General features: G+C 67.6%; 18 protein-coding genes. 5 read left to right on the top strand and 13 right to left on the bottom strand.

Going from position 1 to position 23,390, the window contains the following annotated elements; translation table 11 throughout:
* Nucleotides 1-3: 3 nt before the first annotated feature.
* The 3 genes from glgX to treZ are packed head-to-tail and all read left to right on the top strand — an operon-like array spanning nucleotide 4 to nucleotide 6,117.
* On the top strand, nucleotides 4-2,127 hold the full coding sequence (gene glgX, locus AC1U2B_RS06850) for a glycogen debranching protein GlgX (RefSeq protein ID WP_480216200.1): 2,124 nt from the start codon (nucleotides 4-6) through the stop codon (nucleotides 2,125-2,127).
* Between the two features lie 5 nt (nucleotides 2,128-2,132).
* Nucleotides 2,133-4,409: a malto-oligosyltrehalose synthase gene (gene treY, locus AC1U2B_RS06855; protein WP_480216589.1), complete on the top strand. Its 2,277-nt coding sequence runs from the start codon at nucleotides 2,133-2,135 to the stop codon at nucleotides 4,407-4,409.
* The gene (gene treZ, locus AC1U2B_RS06860; RefSeq protein WP_480216201.1) at nucleotides 4,402-6,117 is read left to right on the top strand and encodes a malto-oligosyltrehalose trehalohydrolase; all 1,716 of its coding nucleotides are present in this window, start codon (nucleotides 4,402-4,404) and stop codon (nucleotides 6,115-6,117) included. The genes treY and treZ overlap by 8 nt, the downstream gene beginning before the upstream one ends.
* A gap of 245 nt (nucleotides 6,118-6,362) precedes the next feature.
* Here the strand turns inward: treZ and ilvA are convergent, their stop codons facing one another.
* Nucleotides 6,363-7,646, bottom strand: a complete 1,284-nt coding sequence (gene ilvA / locus AC1U2B_RS06865) for a threonine ammonia-lyase IlvA (protein WP_260941997.1) — start codon at nucleotides 7,644-7,646, stop codon at nucleotides 6,363-6,365.
* A 36-nt stretch (nucleotides 7,647-7,682) separates the two neighbouring features.
* Between ilvA and AC1U2B_RS06870 the strand changes: the two genes are divergently transcribed.
* The gene (locus tag AC1U2B_RS06870) at nucleotides 7,683-8,426 is read left to right on the top strand and encodes a hypothetical protein (protein ID WP_480216202.1); all 744 of its coding nucleotides are present in this window, start codon (nucleotides 7,683-7,685) and stop codon (nucleotides 8,424-8,426) included.
* A gap of 29 nt (nucleotides 8,427-8,455) precedes the next feature.
* Here the strand turns inward: AC1U2B_RS06870 and AC1U2B_RS06875 are convergent, their stop codons facing one another.
* The 3 genes from AC1U2B_RS06875 to AC1U2B_RS06885 form a co-directional block, all read right to left on the bottom strand.
* Nucleotides 8,456-9,307: a patatin-like phospholipase family protein gene (locus AC1U2B_RS06875; protein ID WP_260941993.1), complete on the bottom strand. Its 852-nt coding sequence runs from the start codon at nucleotides 9,305-9,307 to the stop codon at nucleotides 8,456-8,458.
* A gap of 240 nt (nucleotides 9,308-9,547) precedes the next feature.
* Nucleotides 9,548-10,186: a DNA-directed RNA polymerase subunit beta gene (locus tag AC1U2B_RS06880; protein ID WP_260941991.1), complete on the bottom strand. Its 639-nt coding sequence runs from the start codon at nucleotides 10,184-10,186 to the stop codon at nucleotides 9,548-9,550.
* A gap of 32 nt (nucleotides 10,187-10,218) precedes the next feature.
* The gene (locus AC1U2B_RS06885) at nucleotides 10,219-10,545 is read right to left on the bottom strand and encodes a hypothetical protein (RefSeq protein WP_043986050.1); all 327 of its coding nucleotides are present in this window, start codon (nucleotides 10,543-10,545) and stop codon (nucleotides 10,219-10,221) included.
* A gap of 128 nt (nucleotides 10,546-10,673) precedes the next feature.
* Between AC1U2B_RS06885 and AC1U2B_RS06890 the strand changes: the two genes are divergently transcribed.
* The gene (locus AC1U2B_RS06890) at nucleotides 10,674-11,009 is read left to right on the top strand and encodes an RNA polymerase-binding protein RbpA (RefSeq protein WP_043400890.1); all 336 of its coding nucleotides are present in this window, start codon (nucleotides 10,674-10,676) and stop codon (nucleotides 11,007-11,009) included.
* A 118-nt stretch (nucleotides 11,010-11,127) separates the two neighbouring features.
* On the opposite strand, the gene AC1U2B_RS06895 is transcribed toward AC1U2B_RS06890, so the two are convergent.
* From AC1U2B_RS06895 to cobN, 9 genes are all read right to left on the bottom strand, one after another.
* Entirely contained in the window at nucleotides 11,128-11,883 is a 756-nt protein-coding gene (locus AC1U2B_RS06895) for a polyprenol monophosphomannose synthase (RefSeq protein ID WP_480216203.1), read from the bottom strand.
* Between the two features lie 39 nt (nucleotides 11,884-11,922).
* On the bottom strand, nucleotides 11,923-13,671 hold the full coding sequence (gene lnt, locus AC1U2B_RS06900) for an apolipoprotein N-acyltransferase (protein ID WP_480216204.1): 1,749 nt from the start codon (nucleotides 13,669-13,671) through the stop codon (nucleotides 11,923-11,925).
* The gene (locus AC1U2B_RS06905; RefSeq protein WP_480216205.1) at nucleotides 13,664-15,280 is read right to left on the bottom strand and encodes an amidohydrolase; all 1,617 of its coding nucleotides are present in this window, start codon (nucleotides 15,278-15,280) and stop codon (nucleotides 13,664-13,666) included. Before AC1U2B_RS06905 ends, lnt begins: the two co-directional genes overlap by 8 nt.
* 21 nt (nucleotides 15,281-15,301) lie before the next feature.
* Nucleotides 15,302-15,790, bottom strand: coding sequence for an FxsA family protein (locus tag AC1U2B_RS06910; RefSeq protein WP_260941982.1), 489 nt, complete (start codon nucleotides 15,788-15,790; stop codon nucleotides 15,302-15,304).
* A 43-nt stretch (nucleotides 15,791-15,833) separates the two neighbouring features.
* Entirely contained in the window at nucleotides 15,834-16,727 is an 894-nt protein-coding gene (purU, locus tag AC1U2B_RS06915; RefSeq protein WP_480216590.1) for a formyltetrahydrofolate deformylase, read from the bottom strand.
* Nucleotides 16,724-17,104, bottom strand: a complete 381-nt coding sequence (locus AC1U2B_RS06920; RefSeq protein ID WP_043400906.1) for a PPOX class F420-dependent oxidoreductase — start codon at nucleotides 17,102-17,104, stop codon at nucleotides 16,724-16,726. The genes purU and AC1U2B_RS06920 overlap by 4 nt, the downstream gene beginning before the upstream one ends.
* A gap of 83 nt (nucleotides 17,105-17,187) precedes the next feature.
* Complete coding sequence (locus AC1U2B_RS06925; RefSeq protein WP_260941975.1) at nucleotides 17,188-18,678, bottom strand: amino acid permease; 1,491 nt, start codon at nucleotides 18,676-18,678, stop codon at nucleotides 17,188-17,190.
* 176 nt (nucleotides 18,679-18,854) lie between these two features.
* Nucleotides 18,855-19,772, bottom strand: a complete 918-nt coding sequence (locus AC1U2B_RS06930; RefSeq protein WP_480216206.1) for a serine/threonine-protein kinase — start codon at nucleotides 19,770-19,772, stop codon at nucleotides 18,855-18,857.
* Between the two features lie 52 nt (nucleotides 19,773-19,824).
* Entirely contained in the window at nucleotides 19,825-23,388 is a 3,564-nt protein-coding gene (gene cobN, locus AC1U2B_RS06935) for a cobaltochelatase subunit CobN (RefSeq protein ID WP_480216207.1), read from the bottom strand.
* Nucleotides 23,389-23,390 lie beyond the last annotated feature (2 nt).

A 23,390-nucleotide genomic window follows, 5' to 3' on the forward strand; every position in this document is an offset into this window, starting at 1 on the left:
TTCATGGTTGTCGGCGTATGGCCGGGTAGCGCCTATCCCCTCGGTGCCACGTACGACGGGTCCGGCACCAATTTCTCGCTGTTCTCCGAAGTCGCCGAGCGCGTCGAACTGTGCCTGATCGCCAAAGACGGCAGCGAGGAACGCGTCAACCTCGACGAGGTCGACAGCTACGTGTGGCACTGCTATCTGCCTGCCGTCACCCCCGGGCAGCGGTACGGATTCCGCGTGTACGGACCGTGGGATCCGGCCAACGGACATCGCTGCGATCCCAGCAAGCTGCTGCTCGATCCGTACGGCAAGTCGTTCTACGGCGACTTCGACTTCACGCAGGCGCTGTACTCCTACGACATGTCAGCACCCTCGGCCACCGGCGAGCCGCCCGGCGTTGATTCGTTGGGCCACACCATGACCAGCGTGGTCATCAACCCATTCTTCAACTGGGACAACGACCGCGTGCTGCGGACGCCCTACCACGAGACGGTGATCTACGAAGCGCACGTCAAGGGCATGACCCAGACCCACCCGGCGATCCCCGAGGAACTGCGCGGCACCTACGCCGGGCTCGCGCACCCGGCAATCATCGAGCATCTGCAGTCGCTCGGCGTCACCGCCATCGAACTCATGCCGGTGCACCAGTTCCTGCACGACCACCGGCTACTGGACCTGGGCCTGCGAAACTACTGGGGCTACAACACGTTCGGCTTCTTCGCGCCGCACTACCAGTACTCGTGGAACCAGCACGCCGGCAGCGCGGTCGCCGAGTTCAAAACCATGGTGAAGTCGTTCCACGAAGCCGGTATCGAAGTCATCCTCGACGTGGTCTACAACCACACCGCCGAAGGCAATCACCTCGGCCCGACGCTGAACTTCCGCGGCATCGACAACGCCGCGTACTACCGGCTCGATGACGACGACCTGTCGCTCTACAAGGATTTCACCGGTACCGGCAACAGCCTCAACGCCCGCCATCCCCACACGCTGCAGCTGATCATGGATTCACTGCGGTACTGGGTACTCGAGATGCACGTCGACGGCTTCCGCTTCGACCTCGCCTCGACCCTGGCTCGCGAGTTCTATGACGTGGACCGGCTCTCGGCGTTTTTCGATCTGGTGCAACAGGATCCGGTGATCAGCCAGGTGAAGCTGATCGCCGAACCGTGGGACGTCGGCGAGGGTGGCTACCAGGTCGGCAACTTCCCCGGTTTGTGGACCGAGTGGAACGGGAAGTACCGCGACACGGTGCGCGACTACTGGCGCGGTGAACCCGCAACCCTGGGCGAGTTCGCGTCTCGGCTGACGGGCTCGTCGGACCTGTACGAAGCGACCGGCCGGCGCCCGAGCGCGAGCATCAACTTCGTCACCTGCCACGACGGCTTCACGTTGACCGACCTGGTGTCCTACAACGAGAAGCACAACGACGCCAACGGCGAGGAAAACCGGGACGGCGAGAGCCACAACCGCTCCTGGAACTGCGGCGTAGAAGGCCCGACCGACGATCCCGAGATCGTCGCGCTGCGGGAGCGGCAGCGCCGCAACATCTTCGCGACCCTGATGCTGTCGCAGGGCACCCCGATGATCAGCCATGGCGACGAGATCGGCCGCACCCAGCAGGGCAACAACAACGTCTACTGCCAGGACAACACCCTGTCCTGGATGGACTGGACCATGCGCGAAACCAATTCGGCGCTCCTGGAATTCACCCGCACCGTGGTGCGCCTGCGCCGAGAGCACCCGGTGTTCCGGCGCCGCAGGTTCCTGGCCGGACAACCGGTTCGGAGCAGCGGACAGGTTCGCGACATCGCCTGGCTGACGCCGGCCGGGGACGAGATGACGCTCGAGGACTGGGATTCCGGTTTCGGCAAGAGCATCTCGGTGTTCCTCAACGGCGACGCGATCCCCGAGCCCAACGCGCGCGGTGAACGGGTCACCGACGACTCGTTCCTGCTGTGTTTCAACGCCCATGACGAAGGTCTGGATTTCGTGATTCCCGACCAGGGCTACGGCGAGAAATGGGCGGCGGCCCTGGACACCGCGGACCCGCACGGGCGCACCGAACTGGTGGCCGGCGCAGGTGAGACGATCTCGCTGCAGGCCCGCTCGCTGCTGGTGTTGCGTAAGACGGCGTGACCGAGATGGCAGCAGCGCCGGTCTTGCCCGTTGTTTCTACGTACCGGCTGCAAATGCGCGGCGACGGAATGACCTTCGACGACGCGCTGGCACTGCTGCCTTATCTCGACGATCTCGGCGTCTCGCACCTCTACCTGTCGCCGGTGTTGACCGCTGTCACCGGGTCCACACACGGCTACGACGTCACCGACCCGACGGCGATCTCTGCGGAACTCGGTGGGCCCGAGGGCTTCTCCCGGCTGTCCGCCGCGGCGCGAGCGCGCGGCATGGGACTGATCGTGGACATCGTGCCGAACCACGTCGGCGTCGAACGGCCCGAGCAGAATCCGTGGTGGTGGGACGTCCTGACCGACGGCCGTGAGTCGCGGTTCAGCAGCTTCTTCGATATCGACTGGGACTTGGACCCCGACGGGCGAATCGTGTTGCCGGTACTGGGTTCTGATGCCGACGCCGATGCCCTGACCGTCGACGGTGAGGTGCTGCGCCTGGGTGACCGGGTCTGGCCGATCCGGCCCGGGACCGGCGCGGGCACCGCGGTCGAGGTCCACGCCCGGCAGGCATACCGACTGGTGGGGTGGCGTTCAGGTTCGTGCGGGTACCGGCGGTTCTTCTCCATCACCTCGCTGGCGGCGGTGCGTCAAGAGGACCCAGACGTGTTCGACGCCAGCCACGCCGAGATCGGGCGCTGGTTCCGCGCGGGTCTGGTGGACGGTTTGCGGGTCGATCACATCGACGGATTGACCGATCCCGCAGGCTATCTCGCCCGGCTGCGCGAGCTGACCGGACCCGACGCCTGGATCGTCGCCGAGAAGATCCAGGCCGCCGACGAGCCGCTCGAACCGAGTCTGCCCATCGCGGGCACCACCGGCTACGACGTGCTGCGGGAAGTCGGTGGGCTGTTCGTCGACCCGGACGGTGTCGAGCCGCTGACGGAACTGGCGCACGAGACCCGGTGCGACACCCGGGAATTGAAGACCAAGGCCGCCCGTGGGACCCTGTCCAGCGAGCTTGCCCGGCTGTGCCGCGCGATCGTGCGCACCACCGGAACCGACGACCCCGCGCTGCCGGAAGCCATCGCCCAACTGCTCAGCCGTGTTGGCGGGTATCGCACCGACTACCCGGTGTTGGCCCCGGCGCTGCCCGAAGCCATCAGCGAAACCATCAGCGCGGCACCGGAGCTGACATCCGCCGTGCAGCTGATTGCCACGGCACTCGACCAGCCCGAACCCGCTTCCCGGTTGCAGCAGTTATGCGGCGCGGTGACGGCTAAAGCAGTCGAGGACACGCTGTTCTACCGCGACGCTCGCCTGGTATCGCTGAATGAGGTCGGTGGCACCCCCGAGCAATTCGGCATGAGCACGGGCGAATTTCACCAGCGCGCCGCAGCACGTGCACGGGACTGGCCCGCCACCATGGTGACCCTGTCCACCCACGACACCAAGCGCAGCGAGGATGTCCGGGCCCGCATCACGGCGCTCTCCCAGTGCGCCGACCTATGGGCAGGGCGCGTGCGGCGCTGGAACACGGTGTGCGTACCGCCCGAAGAGGGCACCGGATTGTTCCTGTGGCAGAACATCATCGGCGTGTGGCCGGTGTCTGGCGAGGTCGACGACGCCCTCCGCGACCGGCTGCACGCCTACGCTGAGAAGGCGATCCGCGAAGCCGAGCTGCACACCGACTGGGAGCAGCCGGACCGCGAATTCGAACGGGCCGTGCGTGACTGGATCGACGCGCTGCTCGACGGGCCGATCGCCAATGAGGTGACCGCGTTGGTCGGGCAGCTCGATGAGGCCGCGCGTTGCGATGCCGTAGCGCAGAAGCTGCTGGCCCTGACCGTGCCGGGTGTGCCCGACGTCTATCAGGGCACCGAGCTGTTCGACGACAGCTTGGTGGACCCCGACAATCGGCGTCCGGTGGATTTCGCGCTCCGCCAAACCGAGCTCGATTCCTTGAACCACCCCAAGATTCGAGTCGTCGCGGGAGCGTTGCGGTCGCGCCGGGAGCGGCCCGCCACGTACCTGTCGGGCGACTACACGCCCGTCGTCGCCGACGGACCCGCCGCCGACCACATCATCGCGTTCCGGCGCGGCGCCGACGTGCTGGTGGTCGTACCTCGGTGGACGCTGAAGCTCGACGAATCCGCTTGCGCCGACACCACCATCCCACTGCCCGACGGCGACTGGACCGACCGCCTGACCGGCCGGACCTGGTCCGGCACCGTGACCGCTGACGTGCTGTTCGCCGAACTGCCCGGCGTGCTCCTGGAGCAGGCCCGTGCCTGATCACGAATTCTCGGTATGGGCGCCAACGCCGAAAACCGTCGCGCTCGAGGCCGATGGCACCAGATACCCTATGAGCCGCTGCGACGACGGGTGGTGGCGCGTCGCCGCGGAGGTGCCCGCCGACGCGCGGTACGGCTTCGTCCTGGATGACGCCCCGCCACTGCCCGACCCTCGTTCGCCGCGGCAACCCGATGGCGTGCACGGACTTTCACAGCTGTGGCCAGCCGAGTCGGCGGCGCCCTGGGCCGGCCGGGCCATCGATGGCGCGGTGATCTACGAGCTGCACGTCGGCACGTTCACCGGAGCCGGCACGTTCGACGCCGCCGTCGAGCGGCTGGACCACCTGGTGGCACTCGGCGTCGACTTCGTCGAACTGATGCCGGTCAACGCGTTCGGCGGCAGTCACGGCTGGGGCTACGACGGCGTGCTGTGGTACGCGGTGCACGAACCTTACGGCGGCCCTTCGGGTCTGGTGCGTTTCGTCGACGCCTGCCACCGGCGAGGCCTGGGCGTGCTGCTCGACGCGGTGTTCAATCACCTTGGCCCGTCGGGGAATTACCTGCCCAAGTTCGGGCCGTACCTGACGGCGGGCCGGACCCCGTGGGGCGAGGCGATCAACATCGGCGGCGCCGACTCGGACCCGGTGCGCCGCTACATCATCGATTGCGCGTTGCGCTGGATGCGCGATTTCGGCATCGACGGGCTGCGATTGGACGCGGTGCACGCGCTGGTCGACACCACGGCGGTGCATCTGCTGGAAGAGCTGGCCACCGAAACCGACGCACTGGCACAAGAATTGGGCCGACCACTGTCACTGATCGCCGAAAGTGACCTCAATGACCCGCGCCTGATCACTCCGCGGGACCGCGGCGGGTACGGCCTCGCCGGGCAGTGGGACGACGACATCCACCACGCCATCCACACCGCGGTCTCCGGGGAACGGCAGGGCTACTACGCCGATTTCGGGTCCGTGCAGACGCTGGCCACCACCCTGACCCACGGCTTCTTCCATGCCGGCACCTACTCGTCGTTCCGGCGCCGCCGCCATGGCCGCCCGCTGGACATCGCGCAGATTCCGGCCACCCGACTGCTGGCGTACACGTGCACGCACGATCAGGTGGGCAACCGGGCGATCGGTGACCGCCCCTCGCAAAATCTCGATTTCGGGCAACTCGCGGTCAAGGCCGCACTGGTACTCGGATCACCGTATACGGCAATGCTTTTCATGGGTGAAGAGTGGGGCGCATCGACGCCGTTCCAGTTCTTCAGTTCACATCCCGAACCCGAACTGGCCCGCGCGACGGCCGAGGGACGCAAGGCCGAGTTCGCCGATCACGGCTGGGCCGCCGATGACATCCCCGATCCGCAGGACCCCGCGACGTTCAAGCGCTCCAAACTCGATTGGGACGAGGTCGGCATCGGCGAGCACGCCCGGCTACTGCAGCTGTACCGCGACCTGATCGCGTTGCGGCGCACCGAACCCGACTTCGCCAACCCGTGGCTCGACCAACTGCGCATCGAGTTCGACGAAACCGACCGCTGGATCGTCATGCACCGTGGGGCGTTCGCCGTGGCATGCAACCTCGGCGAGCACTCCGTCGCAGTACCCGTCACCGGTGAGCTGGTGCTGTCGTCCGCCGAGCCGAAGGTCGGTGAATCGACTCTGCTGCAAGGACATTCGTTCGCGGTCCTGCGCTCGTCGACCTGACGCGCGTCGCAGTCAGTGCGTCCCCGCAATCTGATCAGGTACGTGCTGCCGATCCCGGCCCCTATGACGAATGTGTCGGTTTTCGGGCCAGATCTGCGAAATCTCGGCCCCAAGCTACACATTCGGCATAGGCCCGCCAACCGTGGCTCTCGGCAAAGCCGCCGAAATAGCGGCGCGGCACCAGCACCCTTTTCGCCTTGTCAAGTAGTTATCCAGAGGCGGCCTAGCCTGGCCACCACGCCGAACTAGGTCAGGTAGCGGTAAGCCGGAGACCCCGGCTCCAACGGCTCGACGTGGATGCCCGAATCGTGCATCCGCTCCAGCAGCCCGTCGAAGTTGGCCGCCGAACCGAGTTCGATGCCGACCAGCGCCGCACCGGTCTCCCGGTTGTTGCGCTTGACGTATTCGAACAGGGTGATGTCGTCGTTGGGTCCGAGCACCTCGTCGAGGAACCGCCGCAGGGCGCCGGGCTCCTGCGGGAAATCCACCAGGAAATAGTGCTTGAGACCCAGGTGCACCAGCGACCGCTCGAGCACCTCGCCGTAGCGCGAAACGTCGTTGTTGCCACCGGAGATCAGGCACACGACCGTCGAACCGGGCTCGACGCCGTTCTCCATCAACGCCGCCACCGACAGCGCGCCCGCGGGCTCGGCGATGATGCCCTCGTTCTGGTACAGGTCGAGCATCGCGGTGCACACCGCGCCCTCGTCGACCGTCGTCACCGACACCATGTCCCCGGCGGCGGCCAGCGCCGCATAGGTCAGCGCGCCGGCTTGCGCCACCGCGGCGCCGTCGACGAACTGGTCGACATGCTCCAGCGTCACCGGCTCGCCCTTGGCCAGTGCCGCGATCATCGAGGCCGCTCCCGCAGGCTCGGCCCCGAGCACGGCGGTCGCCTTTGTGTGGGCGGTCAGGTAGGTGGTGATGCCGCTGATGCAGCCGCCGCCGCCGACCGGCACGATCACCAGATCGGGCTCGCCGTCCAGCTGGTCGAGGATCTCGACCGCGATGGTGCCCTGGCCGGCCATGGTGCGCAGGTCGTCATACGGCGGGACCAGAGTGGCCCCGGTGCGTGCGACGTCCTCGAGCGCCGCCGCGGCGGCCAGGTCATAGGTGGCGCCCCCGACGATCAGCTCGATGAAGTCCCCGCCGTGGTAGCGGATGCGGTCCCGCTTCTGCTTGGGCGTCTTGGCCGGGACGTACACCCGGCCGTGCACGCCCATCGAGCGGCAGGCCAGCGCGAAACCCTGGGCGTGGTTGCCCGCCGACGAGCACACGACGCCGGCGGCCTTCTCCTCATCGGAGAGCTGCATCAACAAGTTGTAGGCGCCGCGCAACTTGTAGGACCGCACCGCCTGCAGGTCCTCACGCTTCAGATAGACCTGGGCGCCGGTCAGCGCCGACAGCCGATCGCTGAACTGCAGCGGGGTCCGGGTGACCACCGAGGAAATTCGCCGGGCAGCCGCATCGATGTCAGCCGCGGTAAGCGGCGACGACCTGTGGGTTCCCTGGCTCAGCTCGGCAGACACCGTCTAATGGTGTCATCTCGGTGCGAAACTGAGCGCATGGACCCCACCCCAGAACCGGTGCCGCCGGCGGTCAGGACGTTCGTCGAGCGCACCCACCGCCTGACGCACAGTGCCGAAAGCCACGTGCCGTCGTGGCTGCGGCCCGGTGCGCCGGAGAACCGGCTGCCGGTGATCTTCGCCGTCCTCAGTGCCGTGGCGCTGCAGTGGGCCGTCCCCGAGCAGTACACCGTGGTGCCCCGGTGGCCGCTGATCGGCCTGGAGCTCCTGCTCGTGGTCGTGCTGATGATCATCAACCCGCTGCGGATGTCCCGGGAAACCACCGTCGGCAAGTGGGCGATGCGGGCGCTGACCGCGGCCATCACCGCCGACAACACGACCTCGGCGATCGTGCTCGACATCCACATCCTGTCCGGCCAGGTGTCGAACAATGCCGGGTTGTTGTTGGGCAGTGGCGCGGCGATCTTCATCACCAATGTCATCGTGTTCGGCATCTGGTTCTGGGAGCTGGACCGCGGTGGGCCGTTCGCCCGGCGGGCCGGTGACGACCCGTACCCGGACTTCCAGTTCCCGCAGATGAGCGATCCGCAGAACGCCGAACCCGGTTGGCGCCCAACGTTCGTCGACTACCTGTACGTGAGCTACACCAACGTCGTGGCGTTCTCCCCCACCGACACCATGCCGCTCACCCGATGGGCCAAGATGATGATGACGCTGCAGTCGATGGTGTCGATCTCGACGACCGCACTCGTCATCGCCCGCGCCGTCAACGTGCTGAAGTAGGCCCCGCGCACGCGAGGAGCACGGAGGGTTCAGCTGCAATCGCGGTGCGGTTCCAGCAGTTCGGCCTGCCCCACCTCGGGGCGAGTCGTCGGCAGCCAGCGCCGCGTGGACTGCAGCGATCGCTCGATGAGCTCCGCCGAGCGGGAGAAGTCGACCGGCGACACCCGTACCGGGCACAGCGGCGGCACGACATGCAGCTCGACCGATCCTTCGAAGCGCTCGACGTCGGTAGCCAAACGCCGATTGATCGCCAGCGTGAAGGCGTGCATGGCCATGGCCAGAGCGGCCCTCGGTGGTTGCGGCATGGCGCACGAGTAGCCCGTCGGCAGCACCCACACCTCGGTCGCGCCCAGTTCCACCGCATACGACAGCGGTGTGTTGTTCACCACGCCGCCGTCGACCAGATCGCGTCCGCCGATCCGGACCGGGGGCAGGACGGCGGGGATGGCGGCGCTGGCCACGATCGCGTCGATGGCGTCGCCCGACGACAACAGGACGTCCTGCCCGGACAGCACATCGGTTGCCACCACGTGCAGCGGCGTCGGCGCGTCCTGCAGCCGCCGGAAGCGGAGGTGCTGCTGCAGCAGACTGCGGATCCCACTGTCGGATACCAGGTGCGGCCGACGCCCCAGAAACCCGAGCAGCCCCATGCTCGGGCTGGTCGGGAACACTTTGCGGCGCGAGAGGGTCCGCCACAGATCGGCCAGCGCCAGGGCGCCGTCGTGGTCGGACCGCCCGGCGATCCACCCGCCGTTGAGCGCGCCGACCGAGGTGCCGACGATCAGATCCGGTGTGATGCCCGCCTCGGCCAGACCCAGCAGCATGCCCACCTGGATGGACCCCAGGCTGCCGCCGCCGGACAGCACGAACGCCGTCGTCATGCCGACACAGTACGCACATCGAGGCGTTCTGCCGAGACGATTCCGGACACCTGAAATGAGCGCCCGACGCCATCAGGGAATTGCTCGCCGCACGCGATCATCCGCTAGAGTGAACAGCGCCAGGCCGCAGTAACCCCGGGCCCCAAATTTCGCCGCCACGAGCGGCCTACCGCCGAGAGGCGTTCTGCGGTCTGGCTTTAACTTCTCGGACGTGGTCCGCCGACATCGTCGGCCACCGCGTCAATCCAGCGAATTGCTGCGCCACAGCGCGGCTGCGGCATGCAGCTCGTTGGCGATGCGGGTGAACGTCACAGCGCGGTCGGTCAGCTCCGCGGCGCGCTCCGGCGCGGTCGTCGTCGCGTCGTCGGCCAGGCTCGTGCAGCCGGCCGCACTCACCCGGCAGTACGCCGCCGCCCGTTCCAGCGCGACGGCGAAGTCGCCCTCGAACACGCCGCGCAGGATGCGATCGGCGAGCTCCCGGATCTCCGTCGGCCCCACGGGTGTCTCGGCACCGGCAACCACGGGGTCGATCGAGTGCAGCACCTCCGTGCCGCGGCCGAACATCAGGCTGGCCGAGTACGGGTCGTCGCGGATCGACAACCGCAGCAGGTAGACCCGCCACAACGCGCCGGGCAGACTGCGCGCGCCGGCACCCGCCCACAACTCGGCGATGGTCTCGATGCCGTGTTCGTCGGTGTAGGCCACCAGCCGCGACACCACGTCGGGATCGGGGTAGCTGCGAACCCGTTCCAGCAGCGCAGCCGCCGTCTCGTGGGCGATGCGACTCTCCTGGACGGGGTCCTCGACGTCGTGGAACGCCTCGAAGCCGCGGCCCAGGAACTTGGTCGGCTTGTGGATCCGCCGACGGTCGTCAGTCATGCATCAGTTCTTTCCCGTCGCTGCGCGCGCCGTCAGCGCCAACCGTCGGCGTCTTTCGCGGCCTGCAACAGCACCTCACACAGCTCTTTCAATTCAGTGGGGCCGGCGCCTTCGGCAACAGCCGTCGCGACGTCCTCGGCCGCACACCGTACCTGATAAACGCGGTCCGAGAGGGCCGCTGCTTCCTCGGCGCTGAGCACCACCGAGTCCTCGGCCAGCGAAGTTCCCTTGACCATGGCCCGCTGCTCATAGGCACGCTGTCGGCACGACTGGCGGCAGTACTGGCGACGACGACCCATGCCCGCATCGGCTACCTCACGGCCACACCACCGGCAAGGTTGGGCCTTCGAGCGCTTCATGTCCGCCTCACGATCGTGACTGTATCGGGAGACGGTCCGAACCCCGGTATCATGGACAACTGAGTCGGGAACTTCACGGCGCTGGCCGGCGTTGATTCCCTGTCGCTATACCAAGGGAGTGATTGACGATGGCTGATCGTGTCCTGAGAGGCAGTCGCCTCGGAGCTGTGAGCTACGAGACCGACCGTAACCATGACCTGGCGCCGCGGCAGGTGGCCCGTTACCGCACCGACAACGGCGAGGAATTCGAAGTTCCGTTCGCCGACGACGCGGAAATCCCCGGCACCTGGGCGTGCAAGAACGGCATGGAAGGCACCCTGCTCGAGGGTGACGTGCCCGAGCCCAAGAAGGTCAAGCCGCCGCGTACCCACTGGGACATGCTGCTCGAGCGTCGTTCCGTCGAGGAGCTCGAAGAGCTGCTCAAGGAGCGGCTGGAGCTCATCAAGACCCGCCGCCGCGGCTAACTTCGCAGACAAAAAGCCCCGTGCATTGCACGGGGCTTTTTGTGTCTCGCGAACAGACGTAGAACTGTCGTTTTGGCCTGGAAAACGACAGTTTTGTGTCTGCTCGCGGAGTAACTGCCTAGCGCACGATGCCGCGGGCCCGGTCCAACCGGCCGCGGATGCCCCACTTGGCCACCTGCGACATGGCCTCGCGGATGTTCGAGCCGCTCATCTTCGACACACCCAGCTCGCGCTCGGTGAACGTGATGGGCACCTCGACGACGGTGAAGCCCGCGTTGATGGCACGCCAGGTCAGGTCGATCTGGAAGCAGTAGCCCTTCGAATCGACGTCGTCGAGGCCGATCTTCTCCAGCACGTCGTGCCGGTAGGCGCGGTAGCCGGCGGTGATGTCGTGAATCTTGACGCCCAGCAGTATGCGGGCATAGGTGTTCGCGGTGCGCGACAGGACGAGCCGGCGACGGGGCCAGTTGCGGATGGCACCGCCGGGCACGTACCGCGAACCGATCGACAGGTCGGCACCGGCATCGACAGCGTCAAGCAGCCGGTACAGCTCCTCGGGCGCATGGCTGCCGTCGGCGTCCATTTCGACCAGGACGCTGTAGCCGCGGCCCAGGCCCCAGGCGAACCCGGCGAGGTACGCGGCACCCAGACCGCCCTTGCCGGCCCGGTGCATGACGTGCAGGCGGTCTGGATCGGCCAGCGCCAGCTCATCGGCCAGCTGGCCGGTGCCGTCGGGGCTGTCGTCGTCGACGACCAGCACGTGGACGTCCGGACGGGCGGCGTGCACCCGGCCCACGATCAAGGGCAGATTCTCGCGCTCGTTGTAGGTCGGAATGATGACCAGCGTGCGCTGACTCGGACGATCTTCGCCCATGGTCAGTTCCCCTGTTCGTTGTCGGCGTCGGTGTCGGTATCAATCGCGGCGTCTTTGCCGGCCTGATGTTCCGCCGGGGGGGGGGCGGCGGACGAGCTTCCTATTGTGCAGCATGCCCACCAGAAGAGCCGCAACGCCGACCCCCACAAGCACACCGTTGATGACCGGTCCCCACCGCGTGGCGAAGGTCAGATCGGTCTTCAAGCGCACCTGCCGGTCCAGATAGGCGGGCTGGAAGAACTCCGTTCGCTCCAGGACTTGGCCGTTCGGCGCGACCACCGCGCTGATCCCCGTGGTGCCCGCGACGATCACGTACCGATCGTGTTCGACGGCCCGCAGCCGGGCGAACGCCAGCTGCTGCACGCTCATCGGCTCGTCGAACGTCGCGTTGTTGGCAGGGACCGCCAGCAGCTGCGCGCCGTTGAGCACCGACTGCCGGGCGGCACGGTCGAAGATGACCTCCCAGCACGTCGTCACGCCGATCGGCACCCCGGCGGCGGTGACGACGCCGCTGCCGTTGCCCGGCACGAAGTAGCCGGCCCGATCGGCGTACGGCGACAGCAACCGGAAGAAACTGCGCCAGGGCAGGTATTCGCCGAACGGCTGCACGATGGCCTTGTCGTGGCGCTCCCCCGGCCCGTCGGTCCCGTTCCACACGATCACCGAGTTGGTGGTCACCGGGTGCTCCGGCGTGTATTCCGGCGCCGCCAGCACGGTGCCCACCAGGATCGGCGCGTGGATGGCGGACGACGCCGCCGAGATCAGTTCCGCGGCGTCGACATTGACCAGCGGATCGATGTCCGACGAGTTCTCCGGCCAGATGACCACCGTCGGCTGCGGTGCGCGGCCGGCACGGACGTCTTCGGCCAGTTCTTTGGTCTCGTGCACGTGGTTGTCGAGCACCGCGCGGCGCTGGGCGTTGAAGTCCAGGCCGAGGCGCGGCACGTTGCCCTGAATGGCGGCGACGTTGATCGCGGGGTCGTCGCCCGCACCAGCTCCGGCCTTGCGGACGTGCGGCCAGGCCAGCACGGTGAGCAGCAGGACGACGGCGATGCAGATGCCGGGGATGAACACCTCCGGCGGGGCCGCGGCACCCGTGCGGTGGTCATGCCGCCAGTGCCTGACCGCCTCGAGCACGATGGCTGTCGCACTGAAACCGATCAGCGCCACCGCGAACGACACCAACGGCGCACCGCCGACCTGGGCGAGCGGCAACAGCGGGCTGTCGGTCTGGCTGAAGGCCACGACGCCCCACGGGAATCCGCCGAACGGCACGGTCGACTTGAGCCATTCCGCCGACACCCAGAGCGCGGCGAACCACAGGGGCCAACCCGGCAGGCGCCGCACGAGGACCGCGGTCAGCCCGAACACACCGGTGAAGAACGCCTCCAGAGCGGCGAGCATCAGCCACGGGATCGGCCCGACGAAATTGCTGATCCACGGCAGCAACAACACGTAGAACACCAGACCGGCCAGCATGCCGTAGCCGAAACCGCCTGCGGGCGTTGTGCGTTCGTCGACCAGCGCCCAGGCCAGCAGCGCCAGCGCGGGGAACGACAGGTACCAGAGATCGAAGGGCGGGAAGCTCGCGCACAAGAGCAGGCCGGCCACGACGGCCACTGCCAACCGCATCAACCGGGGCTCGAAGAACCGGCGCACGCCGGCGACGATCCGCGCGGCCCGGCCGGGACCCTGCGGCTGTTCGGGCTCTTCCGGCGTGGGCGACTCCGCCTCGTCCTGGACGTCGTCGTCCAGGGTTTCCTCCACGCTCTCCTGGCCCTCAGCCATGGATCTGCTCGCCGCGGTGGACGGTCTGCAAGCAGGTCGGCAGCTCGTCGTCAGGGCCCAGCGGAGGTAGCGCGGGTACCCGCGACCGCGGATCGGTGGACCAGCGCTGCACGGCGTCGGCCGGCGCGGTGACGTCCAGGGCGTCGGCGCCGCCGGGCACCTGCCACACCGCGTACGACGCGACGGCCCCCGGCACCAGCGTCCCGGTCATGCCGTCACGGACACCGCCGGCCCGCCAGGCGCCGCGGGTGGCGGCGAGGAACGCCGACCGCGCCGAGATGGCGCTACCGGACGTCCGGTGGCTGATGGCGGCGCGCACCGATTCCCACGGATTGATGCTGGTGACCGGACTGTCCGAACCGAAGGCGAGGGGCACGCCTTGCGATGCTAACAGCGCAAACGGGTTCAAACCCTGTGCTCGATCGACACCGAGACGTTGGGCGTACATGCCGTCGGCGCCGCCCCACAGCGCGTCGAAATTCGGCTGCATGCTGGCGACCACGCCCCACGATCCCAGCCTGCGCGCTTGTTCGGCGTCCACCATCTCGAGGTGCTCCAGCCGGTGCCCGCAGCGCGCCACCGCGGGTGCCCCGAAAGCCGCCACGGTCCGGTCCAAGGCTTCCACGACGGCAGCGACCGCGGCGTCGCCGATGACGTGGAAGCCGGCGGTGATACCGGCCTCGGTGCAGGCCAGCAGGTGTGCGGCGACGGCGTCGGTGTCCAGGTAGGTGTTGCCACAGCAGGCGGGCGCGTCGGCGTAGGGCTGCTGCAACCAGGCGGTCCGTGAGCCGAGCGCGCCGTCGATGAAGAGGTCGCCGGCCAGGCCGTGGGCTCCGGTCCGGTCCATCAGGTCGCGGGCGGCTGCGGCGGTGTCGACCGCCTCACCCCAGTAGCCGACGATGTCGACGCCGTGTTCGGTGGCACGTAGATCGGCCCAGTCGTCGAGGCCGCCGATCTCAGGGCCCGCGCACTCATGCACCGCGACGATGCCGTTGCGTGCGGCCAGGTCGAGCGCGGCGCGTTGGGCGCCGTGGCGCTGCGTGGCGCTGAGCAGGTTGCGGGCCGCGGCCCGCACGCGGTGGTGCGCGTCCGCGGTCAGTGGGCCCTGCTCGGAGAAACCCGCGCTGTCGGCGAGCCCGGGTACCAGCTGCCGCAGGCCGGTCGTCGCGACGGCCGAGTGCACGTCGACCCGGGCCAGGTACGCAGGCCGCCCGCCGAGCACTCCGTCGAGGTCGGCGGTGGTCGGGATGACGCGTTCGGGCCAGCCCGATTCGTCCCAGCCGTGGCCCCAGATGACGCCGTCCGGCTGCTGCGCGGCGTGCTCGGCCAGCAGGGTCAGCAGATGCGGCAGCGACGTCGCGGTGCGCAGGTCCAGGCCGGCCACGGTGAGTCCGGTGGCGGTCAGGTGCACGTGGCTGTCGACGAACGCCGGGGCCACGAACGCACCTTCGAGGTCGACGACGGTGGCATCCGGATGCAGCGCCCGCCCGACGTCATCGGAACCGAGCCAGGCCACCACTCCGTCGCGGATTGCGATCGCGGTGGCGTCGGGCGCAGCCGGGCTATGAATACGACCGCCGAGCAGCAGCGTCGTCGCAAAGGTCGTCACGAAGGTGAGACGTTAGTCCGTTCAGCCGGCCTGCCGGTGCACAGCGACCGGTGAGCTGTCGATGACGTCGATCACTTCCCCGTCGATGTACTCGCCGCGACCGCGGTAGCGCTCATCGTGATTGATGTAGATCACCTGCGTCGGGAAGTCCATCGGGGTCAGCCGTCGGCCGAATAGAGCGGTTACCGCCGGCCGCGCCGCGCGCCGGGTGAACGGCACCAGCATGAGCGCGCCGAGCACCGAGCTGGCCAGCCCGGGGACGACAACCAGCACCGTGCCGAGGGCCACCAAGACACTGTCCGTGGCCAGCGTCGGGTCGGTGGATCGAGCGCTCAGCGCCTCGGACAACCTGCTGAAATGCCGGGTGATCTGGGTGCCTGCGATGGCCAGACCAGCGGCAAAGGTGGCCAACAGCGCCAGTAGTGTCCAAGCCACACCGATGGTCGAGGCCAGGACTGCCAGCACCGCGACCTCGACGAGCGCGTAAACCAGAAAAAGTCGCATCGCCATGCACTGGACAACGCGCCTGACGGGGTCTTGCGTTCCCGATCCGTCAGAAAATAACGGTTTCGTTATCGTGTCGGAGGATGCGGTCCTGGCAGTGCCACAGCACCGCTCGGGACAGCACGGCTCGTTCCACGTCGGCGCCGAGCCGCACGAGCTCTTCGACGCTGTCGTTGTGGTCGACCCGCACCACGTCCTGCTCGATGATCGGACCTTCGTCCAGGTCCTCGGTGACATAGTGCGCCGTGGCGCCGATCAGCTTCACGCCGCGCTCCTTGGCCCGCCGGTACGGCGTGGCGCCGACGAATGCCGGCAGGAACGAATGGTGGATGTTGATCAGCGGACACCCGATGGCGTCGAGGAACCCCGGCGTGATGATCTGCATGTACCGGGCCAGCACCACCAGATCGACATTGCCCTTGAGCAGCTCCAGCTGACGCTGTTCGGCCTGTTCCCGGATATCCCGGGTCGCCGGGATGTGCACGAATGGCACCCCGAACGCCCGCACCTGCTCGGCCAGGTCGGCGTGGTTGGAGATCACCATCACGACGGTCATGTCGAGTTCTCCGCGGCGGTTGCGCCACAGCAGGTCGAGCAGACAGTGGTCGGCAGTCGAGGCCATGATGGCCACACGCTTGGGCTTGGACGCATCGGTGAACCGGTAGTCCATGTCGAATTCTTCTGCCACCGCGGCGAATTCGCGCTCCAGGTCAGGTTGGGCGGCAGCGAGCCCGGGCAGGTGGAAGACGGTGCGTTGCAGGAAGACACCGTCTTCTGGAGCCGTCGAATGCTGGTCCAGCGAGATGATGTTGGCGCCCGAGCGCGTCAGGAACGTCGACACCGCGGCGATCACGCCGCGGCGGTCCGGACAGTTCAGCAGCAGCCGGCCGATGTCCTTGTGGCGCGGCAACTTTGGCGCGCCGGCAGGGAATTGACTCACTATGCGGCCCGCAGCTCCAGCGCGACGTTGTTCTCCATACCGCCGCGCAGCTTGGAGAAGAAGTTGAAGGCCTTGCCGATCAACCCGTAGCGCTTGCCGATGCCGTCGTAGACGGCGCCGACCTGCGACTGGTCCAGGATCGCCGCCTTGGCCTCGACGGCCTCGCTCTTCGGGTTGCCGCGCATGTCGCACTTGGCGACGGTGACGCGCGGGGTGTTCCGGATTCGCTTGACTTTCCACGCCTTGGCCTCGGAGATGACCAGCAGCCGGTCACCGTCCGGGACCGCCCAGACGGCGGTGGGCTTCGGGCGGCCGTCCTTGGTGAAGGTGGTCAGCAGGACGTAGTTCGCGGTGGCGACGTCGGCGAAGGTGAGGGCCATGGTCATCAGGTTAGTGCTTGGGCGACGAGCGTGAGCGCTGTGTACGCCCGCCAAAGCAGATGCGTGCACAGCCCTCAGAAGCGCTACGTCTTCTCGTGCGGCAGGTGCGGCGCCGTGGGGATCGGTGGCTGTGGAATCACCGGGTAGTCGCCGGTGTATCCGACACGCGTGGCCGCGATCGCCAGGACCTTGCCCCGCACCGCATACCAGCCGCCGGTCAGCAACGGGACCAGCAAGATGATGGCGATCAGATTCCAGTAGTTCTCGTAGCACATCAGCGCGGTGACGGCGACGAGGAACACCAGGGTCGCATAGCCGGTGTACGGCGTACCGGGCAACCGGAAGCTGGGCCGCTGCAGGATGCCCTTGGCTTCCCAGCGGTACAACTGAATCTGGCAGGCGACGATCATGCCCCAGGTGAAGATGATGCCCAGCGCCGACAGGTCGAGGGCGATGTTGAAGGCATCCTCGGGTACGAACAGGTTGAGGATGACGCCCAGCAGGGTGAGCGCGGCAGTCAGCGCGATTCCGCCGAATGGCACCCCGTTGCGGTTCATCTTCGCGGTGAACCCGGGGCCGCTGCCATTCATCGCCATCGAGCGCAGCACGCGGCCGGTCGAGTACAAGCCTGCGTTGAGACTGGACATCGCGGCGGTGAGCACCACCATGTTCATGATGCCACCGGCCGCGGGAACGCCGATCTTGGAAAAGAATGTCACGAAAGGACTTTCGCCCTTGTGGTACGCCGTGTAGGGCAGCAGCAGCGCCAACACCACCAACGAGCCGACATAGAAGATTCCGATACGCGCGACCACGGAGTTGATCGCCCGCGGCATCACCTTGGCGGGCTCTGCGGTCTCCCCGGCGGCGATGCCGACGAGTTCGACTGCGGCGTAAGCGAAGATGACGCCGGAGGTGACGATCACCAGCGAGAACAGACCGGCCGGGAAGAGTCCGCCGTTGTCGGCGAGCACACCGAATCCGGTTGCCTGGCCTTCGATTTCGAAGCGTCCGCCGAGGAACACGATGCCGACCACCAGGAACGTGACCAGCGCGGCGACCTTGATGATCGAGGCCCAGAATTCCATCTCACCGAAGAGCTTCACCGAGATCATGTTCATGGTCACGACGATCCCCAGCGCGATGAGCGCGATCAACCATTGCGGTATCGCCTTGAACATGCCCCAGTAGTGCACATACAGCGCAACAGCCGTGACATCGACGATCGCGGTGGCCGCCCAGTTGAAGAAGTAGAGCCAACCGGTGACGAAAGCCGTTTTCTCACCGAAGAATTCGCGCGCGTATGACACGAATGAGCCAGAGGAGGGTCGGTGTAGCACGAGTTCACCGAGGGCCCGCAAGATGAAGAAGACGAAAACGCCGCAGAAGGCATACACCAGGAACAGGCCCGGGCCGGCCGAGTGCAGGCGACTGCCCGCGCCCATGAACAAACCGGTGCCGATGGCGCCGCCGATGGCGATCATCTGGATCTGACGCGGCTTGAGGGCCTTGTGATATCCCTCGTCTTCGTGCGCAAGCGCTGAATTGTCGTAACTCGTTGATTCAGTGGTCATTCGGTTCCCGTCGGCATCGGATGGACCCAGTTGCCATGGGGCAACATCGATGTCGTCCACACGAGAGGTCGGCCCGATACTGCTCTCAGACTCCTGCGCTTCGCCCCACCAAAACCCTAAGTCGGATGCTCCGCACGCGTCGGCTCAGACGGTAAATACTGCGTGAACCATAAATTTCAGCGACGCGACCATGCCGGCCACCGTCGGCGGCGGCGGTGCGGCGCCGCGACATCCCGCATTATCTTCGCGACGATGGCGACAAACTCGGCGCATGAGCCATAGCGCGCGGACGGATCTTTCGCGAGTGCTTTCGCGAATACCGAATTCAACGCAGTCGGCAACCAGGAGCGGCGCGAGGTGAGCGTCGGCACCTCGTCGTGTAGATGGGCATACGTGATGGCGAACGTGGTGGAGCGTGGATACGGCGGCAGGCCGGTCAGCCACTCGAACATGGTGCAGGCCAACGCATAGACATCCGTTTGCGGCAACAACTGTTGAGCGGTCAGGAGTTCCGGAGCTGCGTACGCAATCGACCCACGCACCCGACCATTGCGGGCCAGCGGTTTTGCATCGTCCAACAACTGCGCGATGCCGAAGTCGGTCAGGAACGCCGACCGTCGATCTGAGCTCAGTAAGATGTTGGCGGGCTTGACATCCCGATGTATCACGTCCATTTGATGCGCATAGTCCAGGGCCGAGCCGATCTGCGTCGACACCCGAACGATCGCATCGACGTCAGGCTCCTGGTCCGGTCCCGGTATCAGCACCGTCGACTCGGGGCCGTCGACGTACTGCATGGACAGCCACAGCCTGGTGGGTTGCGCACCATCTTCGTCTGCCCCACCGCCGCCGGCCCGCAGCTCTCCATGCTCATACATCGCCACAATGTGCGGGTGCCTCAATCGGGAGGCGATGCTGAACTCCCGCTCCAGCCGCCAGGCCACCCGGTCATCGGCATCCTGATTGTGAAATATCTTCAGCGCCACCGGAACTGACTCCGCGGGTCGGCGAGCCCGATACACGTCAGCGCTGCTGCCGCTGCCGAGGCGGCTTTCGATGACGTAACCGGCGACCACCGCACCGATCTCGAACATCGAGCCAGGATAACTGCGAGCGCCGGATTTCTCCCGGCCAAGGGGCTTGCAGCTACCCCTCCAACTCCCCCTCGGTCTCGAGCAGCACCTGCTTGAGCCCGTCCAGGGTCTCGGACTCCGGCGCGGCCCACATGCCGCGGCCCGCCGCCTCCAGCAGGCGCTCGGCCATGCCGTGCAGCGCCCACGGGTTGGACTCGGACATGAACTTGCGGTTCTCCGGGTCCAGCACGTAGCTCTGCGTCAGCTGTTCGTACATCCAGTCGGCCATGACGCCCGCGGTGGCGTCGTACCCGAACAGGTAGTCGACGGTGGCCGCCATCTCGAAGGCGCCCTTGTAGCCGTGCCGGCGCATGGCGGTCATCCAGCGCGGGTTGACGACCCGCGCGCGGAACACGCGCGTCGTCTCCTCCGACAGCGTGCGGGTACGCACCGCGTCGGGCCGGGTGTTGTCGCCGATGTACGCGGCGGGGTCCTTGCCGGTCAACGCGCGCACCGTGGCGACCATGCCGCCGTGGTACTGGAAGTAGTCGTCGGAGTCGGCGATGTCGTGCTCGCGGGTGTCGGTGTTCTTGGCCGCCACCGAGATTCGCCGGTAGGCCCGGTTCATGTCGTCGGTCGCCGGGGCGCCGTCGAGGCCGCGGCCGTAGGCGAAGCCGCCCCACGCGGTGTACACCTGGGCCAGGTCCGCGTCGTCGCGCCAGTTGCGACTGTCGATGAGCTGCAGCAGCCCGGCGCCGTAGGTTCCCGGCTTGGAACCGAATATCCTTGTGGTGGCGCGCCTTTGGTCGCCGTGATCGGCGACGTCGACCTGCGAGTGAGCGCGCACGTAGTTGTCCTCGGCAGACTCGTCCAGGCCCGCGACAAGCTGCACCGCGTCGTCGAGCATGGTCACCACGTGCGGGAAGGCATCCCGGAAGAAGCCGGAGATACGGACGGTGACGTCGATGCGGGGACGGCCGAGTTCGGCCAGCGCGATGGGCTCCAGCCCGACCACGCGGCGCGACGCGTCGTCCCAGATGGGCCGAACACCCAGCAGCGCAAGCACTTCGGCGATGTCGTCGCCCGCGGTGCGCATGGCCGACGTGCCCCACACCGAGAGCCCGACGGACTCAGGCCAGCGGCCGTAGTCGGTGCGGTAGCGCTCCAGCAGCGAATCCGCCATCGCCACACCGGTTTCCCACGCCAGCTTCGACGGCACGGCCTTGGGGTCGACGGAGTAGAAGTTGCGGCCCGTGGGCAGCACGTTCACCAGCCCGCGCAGCGGGGAGCCCGACGGCCCGGCCTCGATGAACCCGCCGCCGAGCGCGTGCAGGATCTGATCGATCTCGCGGTCGGTGCCACGCAGCCGCGGCACCACCTCGGTGGCGGCGAACCGCAGCACCTTGGCGACTTCAGCGTTGTCGGTGATGCCATCGACGGCGGCGGCGTCCCAGCCGGACGCCTGCAGTGCCGCGACCAGCTCCCGGGCCTGACTCTCCGCGGTGTCGACGGCTTCGCGTGCAGCAGAACCGTCCTCGGCCAGGCCCAGCGCCTCGCGCAGCCCCGGCACCGACTGCTCGCCGCCGAACAGCTGGCGCGCCCGCAGGATGGCGAGCACGAGGTCCAGTTCGGCCTCGCCGGTCGGTGCCTGGCCCAGGATGTGCAGGCCGTCGCGGATCTGGACGTCCTTGATCTCGCACAGCCAGCCGTCGACGTGCAGCAGCATGTCGTCGAACACGTCCTCGTCGGGCCGGTCCTCCAGCCCCAGGTCGTGGTCCATCTTGGCGGCGCGCATCAGCGTCCAGATCTGCTGGCGGATGGCCGGCAGCTTGCCGGGGTCCAGCGCCGAGATGTTGGAGTGCTCGTCGAGCAGCTGCTCCAGACGGGCGATGTCGCCGTAGGTCTCGGCGCGGGCCATCGGCGGGATCAGGTGGTCGACCAGCACCGCGTGTGCCCGGCGCTTGGCCTGCGTGCCCTCACCGGGATCGTTGACCAGGAACGGGTACACCAGCGGCAGGTCGCCGAGCGCGGCGTCGGTGCCGCACGCCGCGGACATGCCGAGGGTCTTGCCGGGCAGCCATTCCAGGTTGCCGTGCTTGCCCAGGTGGACCATCACGTCGGCGCCGAAGTGCCTGTTGATCCAGTGGTAGGCGGCCAGGTAGTGGTGGCTCGGCGGCAGGTCCGGGTCGTGGTAGATCGCGACGGGGTTCTCGCCGAAGCCACGCGGCGGCTGGACGATCAGCACGATGTTGTCGGAAATCATTGCGGCGATGACGATTTCGCCGTCCGGGTCGTTGCTGCGGTCGACGAACAGCTCGCCCGGCGCCGCGCCCCAGTGCTCGGTGACGGCATCGGTGAGTTCGGCCGGCAGGGTCGCGAACCACGCCCGGTAGTCCTTGGCGGACACCCGGACGGGGTTGGCTTCGAGCGCTTCGGTGCTGAGCCAGTCGGGGTCCTGCCCGCCGCGCTCGATCATGGCGTGGATGAGGGCGTCACCATCTTCGGCGTCGACGCCGGGGACGTCACCGATGCGGTAGCCGGCCTCGCGCATGGCGCGCAGCAGCGCGACGGCGCTGGCCGGGGTGTCGAGGCCGACCGCGTTGCCGATGCGGGCGTGCTTGGTCGGGTAGGCGGAGAACACCAGCGCGACGCGCTTGTCGGCCGGCTCGATGTACTTCAGCCGGGCGTGCCGGACGGCGAGTCGGGCCACCCGCTCGCAGCGCTCGGGGTCGGCGACGTACGAGATCAGGCCCTCGCTGTCGATCTCCTTGAACGAGAACGGGACGGTGATGATGCGGCCGTCGAACTCGGGCACCGCCACCTGCGACGCGACGTCCAGCGGCGTCAGCCCGTCGTCGTTCTCGTCCCATTGCGCGCGCGAGCTGGTGAGGCACAGGCCCTGCAGGATCGGGATGTCGAGGGCCGCCAGGTGCGCGACGTTCCAGTTGTCGTCATCGCCGCCTGCGCTCGCGGTGGCCGGGGTCGCGCCGCCGGCCGCCAGCACCGTCGTGATCAGGGCGTCGGCGGTCCCCAGCAGCTCGATGAGCTCGGGTTCGGCGGTACGCAGAGAGGCACAGAAGATCGGCAGCGGACGGCCGCCGGCCTGCTCGATGGCCCCACACAGCGCATCGATGTAGGCGGTGTTGCCGGCCAGCTGCTGGGCCCGGTAGTAGAGCACCGCGACCGTCGGGCCCTCAGCGTCCGACGAGCGCTGCAGCAGCCCCCAGCTCGGAGCCGATACGGGCTCACCGAAACCGAACCCGGTCATCAGGACAGTGTCAGAGAGGAAAGCATGCAGATTGCGCAGATTCTCGGTGCCACCCTGCGCCAGATAGATGTGTGCCTGAAGGGCGACGCCCGCCGGGACGGTCGAGTGGCTCATCAGGTCGGCGTCGGGCGCCTGCTCCCCCGACAGCACCACAGTGGGGACCCCGCTGGCGACGACGGCGTCGATGTCGTCCTGCCAGGTGCGATAACCACCCAGTACCCGAACGACCGCCAGGTCCGCGCCGGCCAGCAGGTCCTGCAGTTCCCCGGCGATCAGCCGGGACGGATTGGCCCATCGGTACTGCCCCCCGCTGGCGCGAGCGGTGATCAGATCGGTGTCGGACGTCGAGAGCAGCAGTACGGTCGGCACTG

The sequence above is a fragment of the Mycolicibacterium sp. P4_G11 genome (assembly GCF_056555145.1).

What these genes read in the sequence shown, in the direction of transcription:
- AC1U2B_RS06875 (WP_260941993.1), bottom strand. Translation starts at nt 9,307, where the DNA reads ATGACGACGGCGTTCGTGCTGTCCGGCGGCGGCAGCCTGGGGTCCATC.
- AC1U2B_RS06925 (WP_260941975.1), bottom strand. Translation starts at nt 18,678, where the DNA reads ATGACCACTGAATCAACGAGTTACGACAATTCAGCGCTTGCGCACGAA.
- AC1U2B_RS06885 (WP_043986050.1), bottom strand. Translation starts at nt 10,545, where the DNA reads ATGAAGCGCTCGAAGGCCCAACCTTGCCGGTGGTGTGGCCGTGAGGTA.
- AC1U2B_RS06895 (WP_480216203.1), bottom strand. Translation starts at nt 11,883, where the DNA reads ATGGGCGAAGATCGTCCGAGTCAGCGCACGCTGGTCATCATTCCGACC.
- glgX (WP_480216200.1), top strand. Translation starts at nt 4, where the DNA reads ATGGTTGTCGGCGTATGGCCGGGTAGCGCCTATCCCCTCGGTGCCACG.
- AC1U2B_RS06870 (WP_480216202.1), top strand. Translation starts at nt 7,683, where the DNA reads ATGGACCCCACCCCAGAACCGGTGCCGCCGGCGGTCAGGACGTTCGTC.
- AC1U2B_RS06890 (WP_043400890.1), top strand. Translation starts at nt 10,674, where the DNA reads ATGGCTGATCGTGTCCTGAGAGGCAGTCGCCTCGGAGCTGTGAGCTAC.
- lnt (WP_480216204.1), bottom strand. Translation starts at nt 13,671, where the DNA reads ATGGCTGAGGGCCAGGAGAGCGTGGAGGAAACCCTGGACGACGACGTC.
- AC1U2B_RS06930 (WP_480216206.1), bottom strand. Translation starts at nt 19,772, where the DNA reads ATGTTCGAGATCGGTGCGGTGGTCGCCGGTTACGTCATCGAAAGCCGC.
- AC1U2B_RS06910 (WP_260941982.1), bottom strand. Translation starts at nt 15,790, where the DNA reads ATGGCGATGCGACTTTTTCTGGTTTACGCGCTCGTCGAGGTCGCGGTG.
- treY (WP_480216589.1), top strand. Translation starts at nt 2,133, where the DNA reads ATGGCAGCAGCGCCGGTCTTGCCCGTTGTTTCTACGTACCGGCTGCAA.
- AC1U2B_RS06920 (WP_043400906.1), bottom strand. Translation starts at nt 17,104, where the DNA reads ATGGCCCTCACCTTCGCCGACGTCGCCACCGCGAACTACGTCCTGCTG.
- AC1U2B_RS06880 (WP_260941991.1), bottom strand. Translation starts at nt 10,186, where the DNA reads ATGACTGACGACCGTCGGCGGATCCACAAGCCGACCAAGTTCCTGGGC.